Source organism: Enterococcus sp. 2G9_DIV0600 (assembly GCF_002140615.1).
In the GTDB taxonomy this organism is placed as follows: domain Bacteria; phylum Bacillota; class Bacilli; order Lactobacillales; family Enterococcaceae; genus Enterococcus_D; species Enterococcus_D innesii.
Genome location: NZ_NGLL01000001.1, coordinates 548,590 through 566,802, shown reverse-complemented (window position 1 = coordinate 566,802; position 18,213 = coordinate 548,590). Strand labels below are relative to the sequence as shown.

Below are 18,213 nucleotides of genomic sequence, written 5' to 3'. Positions count from 1 at the left end.
CATTGAAATGAACATATATCACGCAAATAATTGTTTGTTTTTGTTTGAAACAGATTGACTGTTATCCGATTATATGGTAGATTATCCTTAAATTAGAGGTGAAGACGATGCTGAAAAAAGAAAGATTGTTTACTATCGTAGAAATGGTCAATAAAAAAGGAATCCTTACCGTTAATGAAATCATCAATCAATTAGATGTTTCTGATATGACCGTTCGCAGAGATTTAGATGAATTAGAAAAATCGGGCAAGCTGCTACGTGTCCATGGAGGGGCGCAAAGTCTTTCCTACACTTTAGATCAAGAACTTTCTCACACCGAAAAAGCCACTTTGCAGATTCAAGAAAAAAAAGAAATTGCTGCCGCAGCAGCCTCCTTGATCCAAGAAGGTGAAACGATTTTCTTAGGGCCTGGTACAACAATCGAACTTTTGGCGACTCATTTACTCAACAAGAAAATCCGAATCATTACTAATAATTACCCAGTTTTTGATATTCTTGCGCAAGCAGATGGACCAGAAATTTTGCTAATTGGCGGTGATTTCCGTAAAAATACCGGTGCATTTGTTGGACCGATCACTAACGACAATTTAAGAAGATTAAAGTTTACGAAAGCATTTATCAGTTCAAACGGTGTACACAACGAAGCCATTTCTACTTATAGTACAGAAGAAGGAGAAGCACAACAGATCGCATTAAATAATTCCCGTAAGAAATATCTGCTCGTTGATAACAAAAAGTTCAACCGAGATGATTTTTATGTATTTTATAATTTGCATGACTTCGACCTACTCATTACGGATCGTCAAATATCACCTGAGCTGCAAGAGCACTATGCACAATATGTCGATCTGCAAATTGCTGATTCAACCGAAAATACCACTATAGGAGCGTAACTATGAAAGGGATTATTTTTGATTTCAACGGAACTATGTTTTTGGACTCTCATCTGCATGAAGCTGCTTGGCTGCACATGATTCATGATCATACAAAAAATGGTTTATCAGATGAGGATATTTTAAAAAATATCCATGGTCGAACGAATACGGAGATTTTAAAACATTTCATTTCAGAACATTTGACCGCCTCTGAGATCGCCGTATTGTCAGAAGAAAAAGAAAGCTATTATCGTATGCTTTGCTTGCAAAATAAGAACGATCTCCAATTGACAAAGGGGCTTGAAGCGACTCTTGATCAGCTGACTGACCAGCAGATTCCATTAACGATTGCCACCGCTACTGTTAAAGAGAATGTTGCTTTTTATTTTGATACTTTCGATTTAGCTCGCTGGTTTGATTGGGATAAGATCGTCTATGACGATGGCTCTTTTCCTGGAAAACCGCAACCGGATATTTTTCTTAAAGCGGCTGGCAAATTGGGCTTAGCTCCTGCAGATTGTCTTGTTATCGAAGATGCTTATTCAGGTTTGCTTGCTGCCAAGCGTGCTGGGATTGGAACAATTATCGCAATTGATCCATTCGGTAAGAATAAATCAGTATTTGAACAGGCACAGCTAAATAAAGATGGAACCATCAAAGATTTTACTGATTTTTGGACAGAGTGCCTATCTGTCATATCCATTAATTCTTAAGCGATTCTATTAAAAACAACTGAGATGCATATCTCCTTTTATAAAAAACTGCAGTGAAATGACATGAAGACACGTGTCATTTCACTGCAGTTTTTTTCATTTTCGTTTAGTTCTTACTCATTCTGCTGAAATTTCTAGATTTTCTCCAACCAATCATTGTCATTCTTTTTGTTCTTTGAGAAAATAAGCACAACTCAATCGATTAATTTAACGTTTTCTCGATTTTTTTCGATTTTTCCAGTTGAAAGATGTTCACTTTTTTTATTTTCAGTTGTTGTATTGTTAAGGAGGGAGAAAAATGCGTTTGGATGCTTACGAACATTATTTACTGCAGTTAACGAATGACTTGGTTCATTACCTGCAGTCCCTCGGCGCTTCTCAACAGGATGCCGAAGATATTGCTCAAGAAGCAGTTGTGAAAATCCTTGAAATCGATTCGGTCTTATCCGCAGAAGCGATTCGTCCGTGGCTATTTCGTGTGGGGATCAATGGTTACTTTACTTTATATAAACAAACAAAGCGACGGCGAGAAATCGTCAGGCAGTATTTGCCAGTGACTGCTTCTAGTATCAACTGGCAAGAAACTGATGATGATCTTTATGAAGCACTTCAAAAATTACCCGTTTCTACCTCCACCCTTTTGATCATGAAGTACGCAGAAAATTTGAGCTTAAAAGAAATAAGCTTCTTACTGAATCGCTCGGAAGATAGCATCAAAACAGCATTATACCGAGGAAGAAAACAACTGAAAAAAAGAATGGAGGAAAAGAATCATGACTATTAAAGATCAAGAATTTAAAAAAATCGTGAAAAAAGCTCGACTAAAAAACACACGTAGGACAATTGTTATTGCTGTACTGTCTTTGTTCGTATTGATTGGTCTACCAGGGGGGCTTTATTTAAACTATTACAATTATGGTCCTTTTCGAGGAGAAAAAATAGCGGGTGTTCCAGATAATCATCTAGTTCAAGTCGAAAATCAAATGGATCTTTCCAGACTGTTATTTGATTTTGGCTCGCAGCTAAAATTTAATACCCAAGCTCAAGCGATGACGGTTTACTTTGATCACTATCACAAAGGTGAGAAAACAACCCACAAGTTGATTGCTTCCTTAATGACAGATACCAAAAGCAATTATAACGGTTATTTAACGATTGGTATTTCTAAAGGGGAAAAAAAGCTGCTCGTAAACTTATCTTCCAATGGCGGAGCATCAGAAACAACGACAGATCTTACGGCATTTCAGTATATTTCTCTTGGAGAAGACAAAGATCTTCCCGGGGGAGCAATCTACCACATTGAAGAAGATCCCCTAGAAATCAAAAAAAATGTTGAGATTCCTTTGATTTATATTGCACAAGGTGGCGACCTAAAATTATATGATGTGATGGAAAATAACTTGTCCGAAGAAAATTTAAAAAGCATTGAAAACGTCTATTACATTTACTTAATAGTAGAATAACGAAAAAAGACCAGTTCAGGATGCCTGAGCTGGTCTTTTTTCTGTCATACTGTCGATTAATTCCGACGGTTGTTATTACCGAATAAAATAATCAAACGTAAGAGCTGCAATAAGGTTGCTACGGCAGCTGCGACATACGTCAACGCTGCGGCAAAGAGCACTCTTCTTGCTTGTGGTACTTCATCTTCTGTTAACAAGCCACCATCTGCCAAAATACGGATCGCCCGTTTTGAGGCATCGAACTCGACTGGCAAGGTCACTAATTGGAAAATAAACGCCAATGAGAAAGCCAACAAGCCTAAGTTGATCAGAAACGATCCTCGTAATAGGACCCCAATCAAAATCAATGGGATCGAGATGCTGGTTCCGATATTAGCGATCGGTACGATCGCATGACGCAAACGCAAAGGAAAATAACCTTTGGCATCTTGGACTGCGTGTCCACACTCATGTGCCGCAACACCGATTGCTGCTACCGAAGTTGATTGTGCAGTGGATTGCGATAAACTCAGCATTTTGTTGCCAGAATTGTAATTATCCGTCAAATCACCAGCGATCGCTTGCACACCCACATTATTGATTCCTTGGCTTTGCAAGATGTACTGCGCCGCTTTTGTGCCGGTAATATTATTTTTACTTCTGACTTTGTCATATTTGTTAAAGGTACTTTTGACGTACGCTGACGCTGCTAGTGAAATCACCATACCGATAATTACAAGAATGAAAGTCGGGTCATAAAAAAAGCCGAACCCGTATCCGCCCATACCATACACGATAAAATTCCCCCTTTTAATCTTTGACCTTATTTTACCATTAAAGTGGTGAAAAAATTATGAAGATGACTGGAAGATTTTGTTTTTAACCTTTTTTTACAAATTCTGATTTTAGTTTCATTGCGCCGAAGCCATCGATCTTGCAATCAATGTTGTGGTCGCCTTCGACTAATTTGATGTTTTTCACTTTCGTTCCTTGTTTGATGGCGCCAGATACGCCTTTGACTTTCAAGTCTTTGATGACCGTTACTGTATCACCATCGACTAAAATATTGCCGTTGGCATCTTTATATACGGGTGCTTCTTCCGCCGCTTGTTGCTCTTGCCATTCGTTTCCGCATTCGGGACAAACAAACAGCCCGCGGTCTTCATAAGCGTACTCAGATTGGCAATTTGGACAGTTAGGAATTTGAGTCATAGTGTTGCTCCTTTAAAATATAATTTTCGCTGTAAAAAAACAACTCACCATCAGCATACCGAAAAACCATTAGCGGTGCAACCAAAAATCAGTGACCTGTAAGTAAAAAAAATCGCTTCTGTAGAGTAATAACAGAAGCGATAACTCAAGTGTATTCGAAAAGGAACTACAAAACGTTGGGTATTATTTTGAGAAATGATTCGCACAAGCATCGCCGACCCACTGGATGATTTGTACCAGAAGAATCAGCAGGAGAATCACCACAATCAAAATCGCCGTTTCATAGCGATAATAACCATACTGAATTGCTAAATCGCCAATGCCGCCTGCGCCAATTGTTCCCACCATCGCTGAGTAGCCTAAAAGACTGATCAAAGTTAGCACAAATCCACGAATCAAAGCTGGCAGACTTTCTGGTAAAATCACTTCGCGAACGATCTGTCTCGTCGATGCTCCAGAAGCGACGCTGGCTTCAAGGACGCCATAGTCGATTTCGGCAAATGCGGATTCAGCGATTCGGGCGTAAAAAGGAATCGCGGCAATCGATAAAGCAATCGCACCACCCGCTGGGGTATAAGGATCACCGATCAGCATCGCTGATAACGGAATCAGCGTAATCAATAAGATCAAAAATGGCAGCGAACGGATTGCATTGACGACAAAATCGGCCAGATGATGCAAGAAAATATTTTTATGAAAAAGGTTACTGCCGACTAAAAATAGGACTAATCCAATCAATAAGCCGAAAACTACTCCTATAATTGCTGAGGTCCCCACCATAAAGAATGTTTCCCATAGTGCTTGAGGCAGGTTTGTTTTTAAAATCTCAATCGTTTCAGCCATTTTTCTCACCTATCTTTCTTAGAGAAAAGACGTTCGCAGCTAAGTGTTCTCGGGCTTTTGCTGCTTCTTCGTCGGGTCCCGTCAAATAGATATACAAAATACCGATCACATCTTTTTTGATATACTCAATTTTCCCATGGATGATATTGATCGACACATCGTAGGCTTTCGCTACAGTCGAAATCAGTGGTTCTAACGTATACTCACCTTGGTAGCGCAATTCCAGCAAGTCGCCTTGCGTGAAAGATGCTAGAATCTCTTCAGGAAGCGTCAGATCCAAGTAGCGGCCTACCAGTTTTTTCGTAATAGGCTGTTTAGGCTGACTGAACAAGCCATAGGTCGTTTGTTCTTCAACGATGCGCCCCTTTTCCATCACTGCCACCCGATCAAAAAACTTACGGGCAACATCCAATTCATGAGTGATAAAGACGATGGTGATGCCTGTCTGTTCCTTGATTCGGATCAACAATTTCAAAATTTCTTCGGTCGTTTCAACATCTAACGCACTGGTAGCTTCGTCACACAACAAAATCTCAGGTTCGTTGGCAATCGCTCGTGCAATGCCGATCCGTTGCTTTTCTCCCCCAGACAAATTATTCGGATACTCGTGAATTTTGTGAGGCAGATCCACCATTTCCAACAGTTCCTTGATCCTCGCTTCTTGCTTTTCTTGCGGATAATGTCCAGCACGCAAAGCAAAGGCTAAATTTTCCTTGATGGTTCGATTATGGATCAGATTGAAATGCTGAAAGATCATCCCGATTTTTTGTCGTACTTCACGCAAGTGTTTGCCTTTAGCTTGCGTGATGTCTTGACCATCAATCAGAATTTGACCACTAGATGGCACCTGCAGTAGATTCAACGTACGAACCAAAGTACTTTTCCCGGCCCCGCTCAATCCGACGATCCCATATACTTCTCCAGCTTGAACGGAAAAATCAACGGAATCCACTGCTTTTTTGATTTCTTTTTTATGAGTGAAGGCCACTGATACTTGTTTCACTTCTATTTTTGCCATAGGATCCCCTTCTTACTCAGTCCAAAATTTCGGTTGATCAAAGTTGCTGAACGGTGATTCGGCAATCGCTTCTTTAAATGCGTCACTTTCTAATACTTCCGTAACTGCCTTAGCAAAATCACTGTCTTCTTCTTCGGAGGACACCACAAAGACATTTTTATATTCTTCTTTCAATGACTCCAACGCCAAAGCATCTGCAGGATCAAGAGAAGCCGCCCAAGCGAAGTTTCCTGGTACTAAAGCTAAATCGACGGTATCTAACGAACGAGCCAATTGAGCTGCGTCTAATTCTTTAAAAGTCAGATTCTTCGGATTTTCTTCGATGTCATTCACTGTTGCTTTCGTTTCGTCGATATTGTCTGCGATGGTGATCAACTCATTGGCAGCTAACAGTTGCAAGGTCCGAGCTAAATTTGAGGCATCATTGGCAATCGAAACAGTCGCCCCGTCTGCTAACTCATCCAAGCCGGACAGTTGCTTCGAATAGATGCCCATTCCCAGTGTGGGCACTTTTTGTAATGCCGTAAGGGATAACTGGTTATCTGCCGAAAATTTTTCTAGATAAGCCGTATGTTGAAACAAATTGGCATCGATTTGGCCATTCGCCAAGGCATTGTTCGGCTGAATATAATCATTAAACACTTTGGTCGTGAGTTGATACCCTTTTTCTTCCAGTAATGGAGAGATCACCTCTGTCACCATGTCCCCGTATGGTCCCGGCGCTACTCCAACGACTTTTTCTTCCACTGCATTTACACTGTTTTCACCAGACTGCGTATCCTCTGTGCTGCTAGTATTGCCACAAGCTGCCAATGTAATTAAGACAGCAGCAACTAATCCAACGATTCCCTTTTTCAACTGTTTCATTTCTTTGTTCCCCCTTTTTATAATAAAAAAACGTCCTTTCTCCATCATAGAGAAAGGACGAAACAACCTTGTTCGTGGTACCACCTTTAATTTATTGGCTGAACCAGCCAACCTTATCAGTTTATTAACTGCTTTGCTGTATCGGGCAATCCCGCTGCACGCTTGCTTTTGCTCACGTCCAAACGCTCCAAGTCCATCTTCAGTCAAACGGCTGTGCTCTTTCTCACCAATCCGAGCTCTCTGATCCAATCGAAACTGACTTACTCTTCTTATCATCGCGTGTTTTTTAATTTGTGTTTAACTATACGATAGCCTCAAATGAATGTCAATTCTTTTTTTCACGAAAATATCATCTTTTTGCAATAATTTTCACAGTGTTTACAGAGCCAAATTCTCATCTAGAATCAAGCCTTCAGAGACCATAACCGCATCGCCGATCAATTCTAATGCGCCCTGATCGACATCAACTTCGACCGTTAACTCGCCACCTAACACGTGCAGCAAGACATTCGCTGCCGCTTGCTGGTGACGTTTGGTCACGACATACGCAGTGGCACCAGATCCTGTGCCGCACGCATAGGTAAAACCTTCTACCCCTCGTTCATATGTGCGAACGATCAGCTCACCCTTCTCGTCTTCTTCATAGAAATTGACATTGGCCCCTTTGGGGAAAACCTCCCAATAGCGTATCTCTTTGGCAAGTTCAGCCAGCTGTTCCAACTCAGTTTCTGCCAGACCAGGATAGTGAACCACCGCATGAGGGATTCCTGGATCACCCAGTTCCACATAGTCCACGAAAGAAACCGTTGGATTCGGGTACGCTTGATCAAATGTAGTCACGGTCGGTGGATTCAAGGTTACTTTGTAGTGTTTTGCCGACAAGCGCCATGCAGGGACATCGCCAGCAACTGTTTCGATGGTCATCTGCTCGCCAGCAATTCCCTTCTCAAAGGCATAACGGGCAATACAGCGAGCGCCGTTGCCGCACATTTCTGCTTCCGTCCCATCAGCATTGTAAAACCGCATCCGAAAATCAGCGGTTCCTGTGGGGAAATCCACTGCCATGACTGCATCCGCGCCGACAGAAAATTTCCGATGGCAAACTTGAGCAGCAAATTGCGACAGTTGTTCACGGGAGAATTTCAATGTGCGGTTATCGATTACGATAAAATCATTTCCTGCACCTTGCATTTTTGTATAAGGAATCGTCATGTTGTCACCTGCTTTTCAAAATTTTACTTGCTGGAAGTTCCCTCTTTTAGAAACGAAGGAACCACTTCATTTTGCAGCATTTGCTCGTAGGACTGGCGTTTAACGGCTAATTCCGCTTGGCCGTTTTCTACAAAAACGACTGCGGGTATCTGTAAATTATTGTAGCTGCTGGCCATCGAATAGCCGTAAGCTCCTGTTGCGAACGTAGCAAACAGATCCCCAGTTTCAACGGGCGGTAATGCAAGATCTTTTACTAAGATGTCTGTGCTCTCACAAGCTTTACCAGAAATGGTGATCTTCTGTGTCGCTGCTTCGGAAGCGCGGTTGGCTAAGATCCCAGTATAAGTTGCTTGATAAAGACCAGGACGAATATTGTCTGTCATGCCACCGTCAATGCTGGCGTATGTTCTGATTCCCGGCAATGTCTTGATACTGCCGATGGTGTGCAAACTAATGCCTGCTTCTGCGACGATACTGCGCCCAGGTTCAATAACGATGGTCGGACGTTCGCTCTGGTGCTGCGCATAAAAGGCGTCGATTTTTTCCATCACAGGATCTAAAAAGTAGCTGTAGGGTTGGCGAATATCTGCATCTGTGTATCGAACGCCAAAGCCGCCGCCAACATTTAGTTCTTTGATCCAATAATCAAAACGTTCATGAATAGTTTGGACAAGGGCCAAAGCCGCATCAACTGCCGCTAGATGTGAGCGATTGTCCGACAATTGACTGCCGACATGAAAATGCAGGCCATAGAAATCCAATTCAGGTGCTTGAATCACTTCTTCCACTAACGGAAATAAGATTTCTTCATCTAAAGGAATCCCGAATTTTGAATCTTTTTGTCCGGTCGAGATAAATTGATGGGTGCTGACCGAAACCTCGGGTGTGATGCGCAACAAAATTTTAGCAACGACTTGCTTTTCTTGACATAACGCGCGGATCAAGCCGACTTCTTGAATGCCATCAACGATGATCCGTCCTACGCCATAATCAAGGGCGGCTGCTAATTCTTCAATGGATTTGTTATTGCCGTTAAACTCGATGTGTTCTGCTGGAAAATCAGCTTGGATCGCTGTATACAGCTCTCCACCGCTAACCACGTCTAATGAAAGTCCTTCTGACTTAATCACTTGCAGCATCGCTGTGGTACAGAAAGCTTTAGCGGCATATGCTGCCCGTGTCTTGCTGTAGCGCGTCAAAAACTGCGCCTGAATCTTTTGGCATTCTTCGCGAATCTCCGAAACGGAATACACGTAAAGGGGAGTTCCAAAGGTTTTTGCCAGCTCAACGGTATCGCAACCGTCAATGTATAAGTGATTGTTCTTGATTTCTTTTGCCATCGCTTTACTCCTTGTCTGTCGGCTCGTTCAACGCCTCGATCAAACGAACGTAGCATTCGATGCCTTGCAATAGATTTTTTTCGTCAAAATTCATTTTGCTGCTGTGTAAAGGGTGGACATAACCTTTTTCTTCATTTCGGGTACCGACAAAGAAAAAGACGCCGGGGATTTCCTTTTGGTACATCGAAAAATCCTCTGCCAACATATATGGCGGTGTTTCTCGGTAGCTCTCTCCGACCACTTTTTCCAATACTTCCACCATCTCAGGATCATTGTCCACGACACGATAAAGATGCTCGAATTCGACATCCGCCGTGCAATCATATCCTTTGGCGATTTCTTGTGCGACAGTGGTGATTCTGCGTGTCATCGTTTCATAGACTTCATCTTCAAACGCCCGCATCGTTCCTTTTAAAACGACCTTGCCGGGAATGATATTTTCCGCATCTCCCCCATGGATCTTCCCAAAAGTGATGACCCCAGCAGAAAGCGGGCTGATATTGCGTGAAATGATCGAATGCAATCCTTGAATGATCGCAGCCGCAGCTAAAATGGCATCATGACCTTGATGAGGCTGGGCACCATGGGCACTCGTGCCGTTGATCGTTAGATTGATCTCGCCGTTACGGGCCATCATCGGACCTTTCCGACTCGCAATGACTCCTTCGGGAAAGTCTGGGAAGACATGTAGCCCCACGATTTTTTCCACGCCAAAATCTCGTAAGATGCCTTCATCGATCATCAATTGAGCGCCACCGGGGCTTTCCTCGGCTGGTTGGAAAATCAAAACGATCGTTCCACGAATCACTTCAGGATGCGTCGCTAAGTATTTGGCAAACCCTAGCATCGTTGCCATATGGCCGTCATGACCGCAGGCATGCATTTTCCCTTCATGTTTGGAAACAAAAGAAACACCGGTCTCTTCTTTGATCGGTAGTGCATCGATATCCGTTCGAAAGGCCAGTGTCTTTCCTGGACGATCGCTGCGAAAGACCGCAATCAAGCCGGTTTCAATCACTGGATAGATTTCTTTGATTCCAAAGGATTGCAACTGACGCAGCAAGTATTCCTTTGTTTTGAACTCAGTTAACCCTAATTCAGGGATTGTATGTAATTCACGACGAAAACGAACCACGTCTTCGGTTAATTCTTTGACTGCTTGCGATACTTGCATGTTAAAACACCTTTCTATTCATTCCTTTTAAAAATATCCATAAAAACCAGCGAATATTCAGTTTTTCATTGATATTGTTTAATATTATAGTATATAATTCGAATAATCTATAGTATAAATTGTCGAAATGTTTCGATTTTTATTGAAAATTTTACCCCTCGTTTTGGTACACTTATACGTAGAGTAACGAAAATAAATTGGTTGAAAGGATGTGTCGTAGTTTGACAATATTCAAAGGTTCTGGCGTTGCGTTGATCACCCCTATGCTTCAAGATGGTTCGGTGGATTTCGATAAGCTGAAGGAGTTAGCGGAGTGGCATGTGCAGCAAGGAACGAATGCAATCATTGCATGCGGTACGACCGGTGAAGCATCCACGTTAGACGATGAAGAACATATCGCGGTGATCGAAGCGGTGGTAAAACAAGTTGCTGGTCGAATCCCCGTCATCGGCGGAACAGGCTCCAACAACACCCAACATGGGATCCATCTTTCAAAAGAAGCACAGCGCGTTGGTGCTGACGCATTATTGGTTGTAACACCCTACTACAACAAAGCGACCAAGAAAAGTTTAGTCGCTCACTATGAAGCAATCTGTCAAAGCGTTGAGCTGCCAGTGATCTTATACTCCGTCAGCTCAAGAACCGGCTTAAATTTAACACCTGAAGCTGTGGCAGAACTGAAAAAAATCCCTAATATCAAAGGCATCAAAGAAGCCAGCGGCGACATTTCGCAAATCGCAGAAATCGCTCGTCTTGCGGATGATGACTTTGCGATCTACTCAGGAAATGACGATCAAGTAACCCCAATTCTAGCTTTAGGTGGCTCTGGCGTGATTTCAACGATCGGCAATATCGCTCCGAAACAAACGGCACAACTCGTTTCTGACTTCTTAAATGGTGATGTAAAAGCCGCCATCAAAGAGCAATTGCGACAAAAACCGTTGATCGATGCGATTTTCAGTGAAGTAAATCCTGTGCCGATCAAAGCAGCGGTCTCCTTGCTAGGCAAATGCGAATTGCATTATCGTTTGCCTTTGGGTGTCCCAGAAGATGCGACCCTCGTTCATTTAGAAGAAGAAATGACCAATTACGGATTGCTGTAAGGAGGAGTTTTTGGTGAAACAGATTTTATTAAGCGGTGCAAACGGTCGCATGGGCAAAGTGTTGCAAAGCCTGATCGCAAAGCACCCTCAGTTAGAAGTGGCCGCCGGCTTGGATCGTACCGAGCAATTAGATGGTCCTTTTCCAATCTATGATCGTCCAGAAAAAATCACGCAGCCAATCGATTTGGTGATTGATTTTTCTCATTATAGCAATGTGCCTGCCTTGTTGAACTATTGTGTCGAACAGCAGCTGCCAATCGTGGTTGCTACAACTGGTTTGACGGAAGACACGCAGATGATGCTGCCGTTAGCTGCTAAAGTGATTCCGGTTTTCTATTCTGCCAATATGTCGTTGGGGATCAATGTACTGATCAAAGCACTACAAAGTATCACCCCCGCATTAGAAGCTGACTTTGACATTGAGATCATCGAAAAGCATCATAATCAAAAACTTGATGCACCAAGCGGTACAGCTTTGCTGTTGGCAGATAGTATCAATGACAGCTGCGAAACAAAAAAAGAGTATCTCTACGGGCGTGAAGGCAGTGATCTAGTAAATGACCGCAAGCAGATGGGCATCCATGCCGTTCGCGGCGGAACGATCCCTGGGGAACACATTGTCATCTATGCTGGGCAGGATGAAATCATTGAATTAAAACACACTGCGTTCTCCCGCGAAATCTTCGCCAATGGTGCGCTAAAAGCAGCGGAATTTTTAGCCGATCAACCAGCCGGTTTTTATTCCATGCAAAATCTAATCGACAAGTAAAGGTGGTCTCTCATGACAGAATTACAATTTTCCGATCCTTATCAATTAGCAAAATATATCAAAGAAGCAAATAAACAAACACCTGTAAAAGTCTATATCAATGGAGATCTTGGAGACGTCCAAGCAGATGGCATCCAATTGTTTGGTAACGGCACCTTCTATTTCGTGGTTGGTGACAGTCAAAAAGTAGCTGAGTTTTTAACCGCGCACCAAGACAAAATCACCGATCACTATCTGGAAAATGATCGCCGCAACTCAGCGATCCCTTTGTTGGACTTGACGAAAGTCGATGCCCGTATCGAACCAGGTGCCTTTATCCGCGACCAAGCCATCATTGAAAAAAATGTCGTTATCATGATGGGGGCCGTGATCAACATTGGTGCCGTCGTTGGTGAAGAAACCATGATCGACATGGGTGCGATTTTAGGCGCCCGGGCAACCGTTGGGAAAAAAGCCCATATTGGCGCTGGTGCTGTCTTGGCTGGCGTTCTTGAGCCACCTTCAGCAAGCCCGGTCATCATAGAAGACAATGTTTTGATCGGTGCAAATGCCGTCGTCCTTGAAGGTGTCCGTGTTGGCGAAGGTGCAGTCGTCGCTGCTGGTTCTGTGGTGACTGAAGATGTCCCTGCTGGAGCAGTCGTTGCTGGCTCACCAGCCAAAGTCATCAAAATGAAAGACGAGAAAACGAAAAGCAAAACCGAATTTTTAGACGATCTACGGGGCTAAGCCGCGCTTTTTCTCAAACATAAGCAAAAAAACGCAGTGCCGGTTCAGTGATGAGCCTGCGCTGCGTTTTGTCTAAAAAAGGGCGTGCCGAAAGCTTTTGGCACGCCCTTTTTTATTGGCAAATGTGCTTGTAAAAGTGTTTATTCTGCTTGAAATTCTTTGATTGCTGCTTGGATCTCTTGATAGATCACGGCAACTTCTTCAAGGTCTTTTGCGTTTGCTCCACTGGCAAGGGGATGTCCGCCGCCATGATGACGTTTGGCGATCTCATTGATCACTGGACCTTTCGAACGCATCCGCACTCGGTAATAGCCTTCTGGTTGTTCGACAAAGATCGCCCAAGCCAACACCTCATCGATTTTCCCTGGTAAGGAAACGACTGCTGAGGTTTCCGAATCCACTACGCCAAAACGCTGCTGCAATTCTTGTGATAGGATCACTTTGCCAGCACCAATCTCATCGATTTCGATGTTTTCGTAGACATACCCTGAAAGGCGGGCAACACTGCGAGAGACTTGATCCAATTGCCGATTGATCTTCGGAGCATCAAAGCCGTAATCCAATAGTTCAGCCGCTAAGCGCAGGGTTGTCGCTGTCGTTGCCGGATATAAAAACCGTCCAGTATCACCAACGATGCCCGCATACAGCAGACGAGCCGCTTCTTGCGTCATCATCAGCTCGTTTTGAAACATTTGCCAAAATGAAACGATCATCTCACTACAGCTGCTGGCTTTCGTATTGACCCAGACCAGCTCTCCGTAAGGTTCATCATTAGGGTGATGATCGATTTTGATCAATTTCGCCCCTTGATCATAGCGTTGGTCACTGACCCGTGGAGCATTGGCCGTATCTGTAACGATCACTAGTGCCCCTTTATACAAATCATCAGGGATCGTCTGCATCAGCGCCAAGTAATCCAATCCTTCAACGGGTCCGCCGACTTGATAGATTTCTTTTTTAGGAAAACTAGCTCGTAAAATTTCTGCCAATCCCACTTGTGATCCTAATGCATCTGGATCAGGGCGCTGGTGCCGATGGATAATGATTCGGTCGAATGCTTTGATTGTTGCAAGTATTTCTTCTTGTACCTTCATGAATGGTCTCAACTTTCTCTCTAAAATTTTTCCATAAGTGCCGTTTTCGATGATTTATGGGCGTTCCATTACTTGGCATACCACGATCGCTTTTGCCACTAAGGAATTTTCGATCGATACTTCAATATCGATTTTCGCCGAACGTCGCCCCAGTTCTAGAATCTTCGGTTGAATGATGATCTCGCTTTCTAATTGGATCAAACGGAAGTAATGCAGATTGACTTGTTCGATCCAACTATTGCGCCGTTGATTCAACTGCATGGTACGTTTTGCCGTATTAGCGATCACTTCACTCAAGACACCAAAAGAGATCGTTCCGACTTCATTGACCATTTGAGGCGTCACCGCAAAGCTGAAATGCGGCTGCGGCAATTTGTTCCCTTCAAAATCTTGTTCGATGACTTGCATCTGTCCCGAGATTTGGTCTGAAATCGTATCTGAAATTTGTGTTTGTCGTTGGACCATCTGCATCGCTTTCATGATGTCTTGGCGTGTAACGATCCCGATCAAAGAAAGGTCATCTGCTACGACGGGCATCACTTCTAAGCCATCCCAAATCATCTGATGGCTGGCAGAGGCCACACTCATCTCTTTTTTTACGACCCGTGGTTCCCGGGTCATGATTCGTTCGATGATCTGCGTGTCAGGCTTTTCTAGGACATCTTTGGCTGTGATGATCCCAACGACCCGCATATTCTTGTTGACGACTGGATAGCGGGAGTGGTTGGTAGACTCCGAAAGCAGTTTGTAATCCTTGACCGTATCGAAGGTGTGCAGATACTTGGTTTTTTCCAATGGCATATAAATGTCACTCACCAGCATGATGTCCTTTTTGATCAGCTGGTCGCTCAAGGCACGGTTGATCATCGTTGCCACGGTAAAGGTGTCATAGGTCGTTTGTAAAATCGGCAGCTCCAATTCGTCTGCTAAGCGACAGATTTCCTCTGAGGTTTCAAAGCCCCCCGTGATCAAGACGGCTGCGCCATCTTCCAGTGCCAACTTGTGGACTTCGTTACGGTTTCCGACGATCACTAAAGAACCAGGCGTGATGTAGCGTTCCATTGCCGATTCCTTCATGGCGCCGATAACAAATTTGTTCAAGTCTTTGTCTAAACCGGCAGCGCCGCCTAAAACATCGCCTTCAATGATTTGGACGACTTCGCCGAAAGTTAGTTTTTCAATGTGTTTCTTTAGTTTCCGTTCGATACGGATGGTTCCCACACGCTGGATCGTTGAAACCAAGCCGATATTTTCCGCATCTTTGATCGCCCGATAGGCTGTTCCTTCACTGACATTCAAGTCTTTTGCGATTCCCCGCACCGAGATGCGATCGCCTACAGGCAGATTCTCGATATGCGCTAAAATCAAGTCGTGTTTTGTCGCCATAATTATCCCCTATTCCTACTACGAATCTTCCTGTTGCTTAAACTTCTAATGTCTCACCGACTGCAAGGATTTGGCCCACACCTGCCGGCAATAAATTCACGAAGGTTTGCGGATCTTGCTTGATCATTGGAAACGTATTGTAATGGATCGGTACTACTTTGCTCGCATTTAAAAGCGCTGCTGCTGTTGCAGCATCTTGAACGCCCATCGTAAAATTATCCCCGATCGGTAAAAACGCCACATCGATGTCGAAACGTTCACCGATCATCGCCATATCGCTAAAGAGGGCAGTATCGCCAGCGTGGTAGATGGTTTTGCCTTCTGCTTCTAAAATGATCCCCACTGGATTGCCCATATAGATCATCGTGCCGTCTTCTTCAAGACCAGAGCTGTGTTTTGCTTCCACCATTGAGATTTTGCCAAACGGAAACTCAAAAGAGCCTCCCATATTCATGCCATGCGTCTCAGCAACGCCTTTGCGGGCTGCATAGCGGCAAATTTCAACGACACTGATCACTGGCGCTTCGTTTCTTTTGGCGATCGGCACCATATCCCCAATATGATCACTATGACCATGCGTGATCAAAAGCCAATCGGTTTCTACTGTCTCTGCATCCAAATCAGTCAGAGCATTTCCAGTAATAAAAGGGTCAAACAACAATTTTTGGCCATCCGCTAATTGGATAGCAAGCACTGAGTGTCCGTGATACGTGAGTTTCATACAACATTCCCCTTTCCATCTAAGTAATACAGTCTAATATTTTTCATTATAACAGATAACGCCAGAAATCCAAAAGCACAAATTCTGGCAACTTTAATACATCCGTCCTTTTTCTGGTTCTTGTCAAGAAAAATAAAAAAACTGTTCTACCCTTTCTGAATAAGGAATAGAACAGTTCGACCTGATGACTTCAAGCGATCATAGCGTTTTCTTACGTCCGCCTTGTTTATAGATGCGCCAGACTGTTAAGAATAACGCTGTGATACAAAGAAGGAACGCCCCAAAGAAGGTGATTTTCATGCCATAGGCAAAAATATCTGCCCGACCTGCGATATAGGTCGTCACATGCTTCCCATAGGCTTGACTCATTGCGGCATAAAGAATCGTCGTTGCTAAGGATATCCCTAAGACCATGCCCAAGTTACGGGCAAAGGAATTTAGACTACCTGCCACCCCAAGATTTTCTTTGGTGACGCTGCTCATCACCATCGTATTGTTGGGGGATTGGAACAACGAATTGCCTAACCCCATGATGGCAGTAGCGACGACATAGTACCAAATCGGCGTATGCTGATTCATAAACATATACATCAGCTGAGTGATGGACAGCAACGCTAAGCCAGCTAAGACCAAGATCTCCGGTCCTACACGGTCCGTCAAATAGCCGCTAAGTGGTGAACCGATGACCATCATCAAAGGAAAGACCATCATCAGCATTCCTGCCACACTCGGCGTTAAGCCTCGGGCACTTTGCAAGTAAAAGGGAATCACGACATTGACAAAAAAGTTTGCAGAAAAGATCAGCAACGCCGTGATCAGGCTCATGGTGAAAATTTTATTACGAAAGATCCCAAAGGTAATCAGCGGTTTGCTCACACGCGCTTCTACTCGCAAAAAGACGATGAATGCCACTAAGGCGATCCCCACCAACAGCAGCGGCAGCCACGTTAGAAAGCCACGCTCTTGTCCAAGAAAAATGCCGCCGAAGAAGCTGATAATTGCAATTGAAAACAGCACAAACCCGGTTTTATCGATGGAATCATGACTCATGGTGATATCTTTTGGCAACACCTTTTCTCCAGCAATCATCGTCAGAATACCGACTGGAACATTGATCCAAAAAATAAACGGCCAAGAAAAATGCGCCAAAATCACTCCGCCTAATCCAGGACCGGCGATGGATCCTAACGAAACAAAGGCACCAATCATCCCTAAGGCACGTCCTCGTTCACTCATAGGAAAAACTTCAGTAATGATTCCGGTATTTGTCGCCATCGTCATGCTGGCACCGATCGCTTGCACGACTCGGGCAAATAGCAGAAATGCTAAGGAATGATTAAACCCGCATAACAGCGAACCGATAATAAAAATTAGCATCCCCAAGCGGAATACTTTGATCTTGCCCCAACTATCCCCTACCTTACCGAATAACAAAAGGCAGGCACAAACGATCATCAAGTAGACGGATACGACCCACTCCGCTTGATTCATAGGGACACCCATATCTGCCGAGATCGTGGGCAAAGCGATATTTACGATACTCCCATCCAGTGTTGACATAAAGGTAAACATCGAAACAGCAATGAGAATCCACCACTTTCTCTGTTGTACTACGGGATTTTCTTGATAACTATTCACAAATCGACCATCCTCTCTTTGCTTGTTTTGTTCCTCTAGTCTTAGGGGGACAACTTTGTATTATTGATCGAAATCCATTC

General features: G+C 43.7%; 19 protein-coding genes and 1 other annotated feature. Of the genes, 7 read left to right on the top strand and 12 right to left on the bottom strand.

Annotated features, from left to right (window positions below; all coding sequences use genetic code 11):
* Positions 1-107: 107 nt before the first annotated feature.
* From A5870_RS02720 to A5870_RS02705, 4 genes are all read left to right on the top strand, one after another.
* Positions 108-893 (top strand): DeoR/GlpR family DNA-binding transcription regulator, encoded by a 786-nt coding sequence (locus A5870_RS02720; protein WP_005228279.1) that lies wholly within the window; start codon positions 108-110, stop codon positions 891-893.
* A gap of 2 nt (positions 894-895) precedes the next feature.
* Positions 896-1,588: an HAD family hydrolase gene (locus tag A5870_RS02715; RefSeq protein WP_005228277.1), complete on the top strand. Its 693-nt coding sequence runs from the start codon at positions 896-898 to the stop codon at positions 1,586-1,588.
* A gap of 298 nt (positions 1,589-1,886) precedes the next feature.
* Positions 1,887-2,372: an RNA polymerase sigma factor gene (locus A5870_RS02710; protein WP_005228274.1), complete on the top strand. Its 486-nt coding sequence runs from the start codon at positions 1,887-1,889 to the stop codon at positions 2,370-2,372.
* Positions 2,362-3,051, top strand: coding sequence for a hypothetical protein (locus tag A5870_RS02705; protein ID WP_005228272.1), 690 nt, complete (start codon positions 2,362-2,364; stop codon positions 3,049-3,051). Before A5870_RS02710 ends, A5870_RS02705 begins: the two co-directional genes overlap by 11 nt.
* A gap of 56 nt (positions 3,052-3,107) precedes the next feature.
* Here A5870_RS02705 and A5870_RS02700 read toward each other — a convergent pair whose 3' ends face one another.
* The 8 genes from A5870_RS02700 to A5870_RS02665 all read right to left on the bottom strand — a co-directional run bounded on the left by A5870_RS02700 (position 3,108) and on the right by A5870_RS02665 (position 10,696).
* Positions 3,108-3,815, bottom strand: coding sequence for a zinc metallopeptidase (locus A5870_RS02700; protein ID WP_005228270.1), 708 nt, complete (start codon positions 3,813-3,815; stop codon positions 3,108-3,110).
* Positions 3,816-3,909: 94 nt separating this feature from the next.
* On the bottom strand, positions 3,910-4,242 hold the full coding sequence (locus A5870_RS02695) for a zinc ribbon domain-containing protein YjdM (protein WP_086291714.1): 333 nt from the start codon (positions 4,240-4,242) through the stop codon (positions 3,910-3,912).
* Positions 4,243-4,425: 183 nt separating this feature from the next.
* A complete protein-coding gene (locus A5870_RS02690; RefSeq protein WP_016609383.1) occupies positions 4,426-5,085 on the bottom strand; it encodes a methionine ABC transporter permease in 660 nt (219 codons plus the stop codon).
* Positions 5,078-6,103 carry a methionine ABC transporter ATP-binding protein gene (locus A5870_RS02685; protein ID WP_086291713.1) on the bottom strand — a complete coding sequence of 342 codons (1,026 nt, stop codon included), beginning with the start codon at positions 6,101-6,103 and terminating at the stop codon, positions 5,078-5,080. The genes A5870_RS02690 and A5870_RS02685 overlap by 8 nt, the downstream gene beginning before the upstream one ends.
* 12 nt (positions 6,104-6,115) lie before the next feature.
* Positions 6,116-6,970 carry a MetQ/NlpA family ABC transporter substrate-binding protein gene (locus A5870_RS02680; RefSeq protein ID WP_086291712.1) on the bottom strand — a complete coding sequence of 285 codons (855 nt, stop codon included), beginning with the start codon at positions 6,968-6,970 and terminating at the stop codon, positions 6,116-6,118.
* Positions 6,971-7,020: 50 nt separating this feature from the next.
* Positions 7,021-7,255: a binding site (T-box leader), on the bottom strand.
* A 93-nt stretch (positions 7,256-7,348) separates the two neighbouring features.
* Positions 7,349-8,182, bottom strand: a complete 834-nt coding sequence (gene dapF, locus A5870_RS02675; protein WP_077452097.1) for a diaminopimelate epimerase — start codon at positions 8,180-8,182, stop codon at positions 7,349-7,351.
* A gap of 23 nt (positions 8,183-8,205) precedes the next feature.
* On the bottom strand, positions 8,206-9,522 hold the full coding sequence (lysA, locus tag A5870_RS02670; protein WP_086291711.1) for a diaminopimelate decarboxylase: 1,317 nt from the start codon (positions 9,520-9,522) through the stop codon (positions 8,206-8,208).
* 4 nt (positions 9,523-9,526) lie between these two features.
* Entirely contained in the window at positions 9,527-10,696 is a 1,170-nt protein-coding gene (locus A5870_RS02665) for a M20 metallopeptidase family protein (protein ID WP_005228259.1), read from the bottom strand.
* A 221-nt stretch (positions 10,697-10,917) separates the two neighbouring features.
* Here A5870_RS02665 and dapA point away from each other — a divergent pair, with 221 nt between their 5' ends.
* Genes dapA through dapD form a run of 3 tightly spaced genes read left to right on the top strand, consistent with a single transcriptional unit; the run spans position 10,918 to position 13,294 of the window.
* The gene (dapA, locus tag A5870_RS02660) at positions 10,918-11,799 is read left to right on the top strand and encodes a 4-hydroxy-tetrahydrodipicolinate synthase (RefSeq protein WP_086291710.1); all 882 of its coding nucleotides are present in this window, start codon (positions 10,918-10,920) and stop codon (positions 11,797-11,799) included.
* Between the two features lie 13 nt (positions 11,800-11,812).
* Complete coding sequence (gene dapB, locus A5870_RS02655) at positions 11,813-12,568, top strand: 4-hydroxy-tetrahydrodipicolinate reductase (protein ID WP_086291709.1); 756 nt, start codon at positions 11,813-11,815, stop codon at positions 12,566-12,568.
* A gap of 12 nt (positions 12,569-12,580) precedes the next feature.
* Positions 12,581-13,294 carry a 2,3,4,5-tetrahydropyridine-2,6-dicarboxylate N-acetyltransferase gene (dapD, locus tag A5870_RS02650; RefSeq protein ID WP_086291708.1) on the top strand — a complete coding sequence of 238 codons (714 nt, stop codon included), beginning with the start codon at positions 12,581-12,583 and terminating at the stop codon, positions 13,292-13,294.
* Between the two features lie 140 nt (positions 13,295-13,434).
* Here the strand turns inward: dapD and A5870_RS02645 are convergent, their stop codons facing one another.
* The 4 genes from A5870_RS02645 to A5870_RS02630 form a co-directional block, all read right to left on the bottom strand.
* Positions 13,435-14,388, bottom strand: coding sequence for a DHH family phosphoesterase (locus A5870_RS02645; RefSeq protein ID WP_086291707.1), 954 nt, complete (start codon positions 14,386-14,388; stop codon positions 13,435-13,437).
* A gap of 54 nt (positions 14,389-14,442) precedes the next feature.
* The gene (locus A5870_RS02640; RefSeq protein WP_005228249.1) at positions 14,443-15,774 is read right to left on the bottom strand and encodes a DRTGG domain-containing protein; all 1,332 of its coding nucleotides are present in this window, start codon (positions 15,772-15,774) and stop codon (positions 14,443-14,445) included.
* Between the two features lie 37 nt (positions 15,775-15,811).
* The gene (locus A5870_RS02635) at positions 15,812-16,495 is read right to left on the bottom strand and encodes a metal-dependent hydrolase (RefSeq protein ID WP_005233945.1); all 684 of its coding nucleotides are present in this window, start codon (positions 16,493-16,495) and stop codon (positions 15,812-15,814) included.
* A 198-nt stretch (positions 16,496-16,693) separates the two neighbouring features.
* Positions 16,694-18,133, bottom strand: coding sequence for an MFS transporter (locus tag A5870_RS02630; RefSeq protein WP_015510327.1), 1,440 nt, complete (start codon positions 18,131-18,133; stop codon positions 16,694-16,696).
* Positions 18,134-18,213: the final 80 nt, after the last annotated feature.

What these genes read in the sequence shown, in the direction of transcription:
- A5870_RS02720 (WP_005228279.1), top strand. Translation starts at nt 108, where the DNA reads ATGCTGAAAAAAGAAAGATTGTTTACTATCGTAGAAATGGTCAATAAA.
- A5870_RS02715 (WP_005228277.1), top strand. Translation starts at nt 896, where the DNA reads ATGAAAGGGATTATTTTTGATTTCAACGGAACTATGTTTTTGGACTCT.
- A5870_RS02710 (WP_005228274.1), top strand. Translation starts at nt 1,887, where the DNA reads ATGCGTTTGGATGCTTACGAACATTATTTACTGCAGTTAACGAATGAC.
- A5870_RS02705 (WP_005228272.1), top strand. Translation starts at nt 2,362, where the DNA reads ATGACTATTAAAGATCAAGAATTTAAAAAAATCGTGAAAAAAGCTCGA.
- A5870_RS02700 (WP_005228270.1), bottom strand. Translation starts at nt 3,815, where the DNA reads ATGGGCGGATACGGGTTCGGCTTTTTTTATGACCCGACTTTCATTCTT.
- A5870_RS02695 (WP_086291714.1), bottom strand. Translation starts at nt 4,242, where the DNA reads ATGACTCAAATTCCTAACTGTCCAAATTGCCAATCTGAGTACGCTTAT.
- A5870_RS02690 (WP_016609383.1), bottom strand. Translation starts at nt 5,085, where the DNA reads ATGGCTGAAACGATTGAGATTTTAAAAACAAACCTGCCTCAAGCACTA.
- A5870_RS02685 (WP_086291713.1), bottom strand. Translation starts at nt 6,103, where the DNA reads ATGGCAAAAATAGAAGTGAAACAAGTATCAGTGGCCTTCACTCATAAA.
- A5870_RS02680 (WP_086291712.1), bottom strand. Translation starts at nt 6,970, where the DNA reads ATGAAACAGTTGAAAAAGGGAATCGTTGGATTAGTTGCTGCTGTCTTA.
- dapF (WP_077452097.1), bottom strand. Translation starts at nt 8,182, where the DNA reads ATGACGATTCCTTATACAAAAATGCAAGGTGCAGGAAATGATTTTATC.
- lysA (WP_086291711.1), bottom strand. Translation starts at nt 9,522, where the DNA reads ATGGCAAAAGAAATCAAGAACAATCACTTATACATTGACGGTTGCGAT.
- A5870_RS02665 (WP_005228259.1), bottom strand. Translation starts at nt 10,696, where the DNA reads ATGCAAGTATCGCAAGCAGTCAAAGAATTAACCGAAGACGTGGTTCGT.
- dapD (WP_086291708.1), top strand. Translation starts at nt 12,581, where the DNA reads ATGACAGAATTACAATTTTCCGATCCTTATCAATTAGCAAAATATATC.
- A5870_RS02645 (WP_086291707.1), bottom strand. Translation starts at nt 14,388, where the DNA reads ATGAAGGTACAAGAAGAAATACTTGCAACAATCAAAGCATTCGACCGA.
- A5870_RS02640 (WP_005228249.1), bottom strand. Translation starts at nt 15,774, where the DNA reads ATGGCGACAAAACACGACTTGATTTTAGCGCATATCGAGAATCTGCCT.
- A5870_RS02635 (WP_005233945.1), bottom strand. Translation starts at nt 16,495, where the DNA reads ATGAAACTCACGTATCACGGACACTCAGTGCTTGCTATCCAATTAGCG.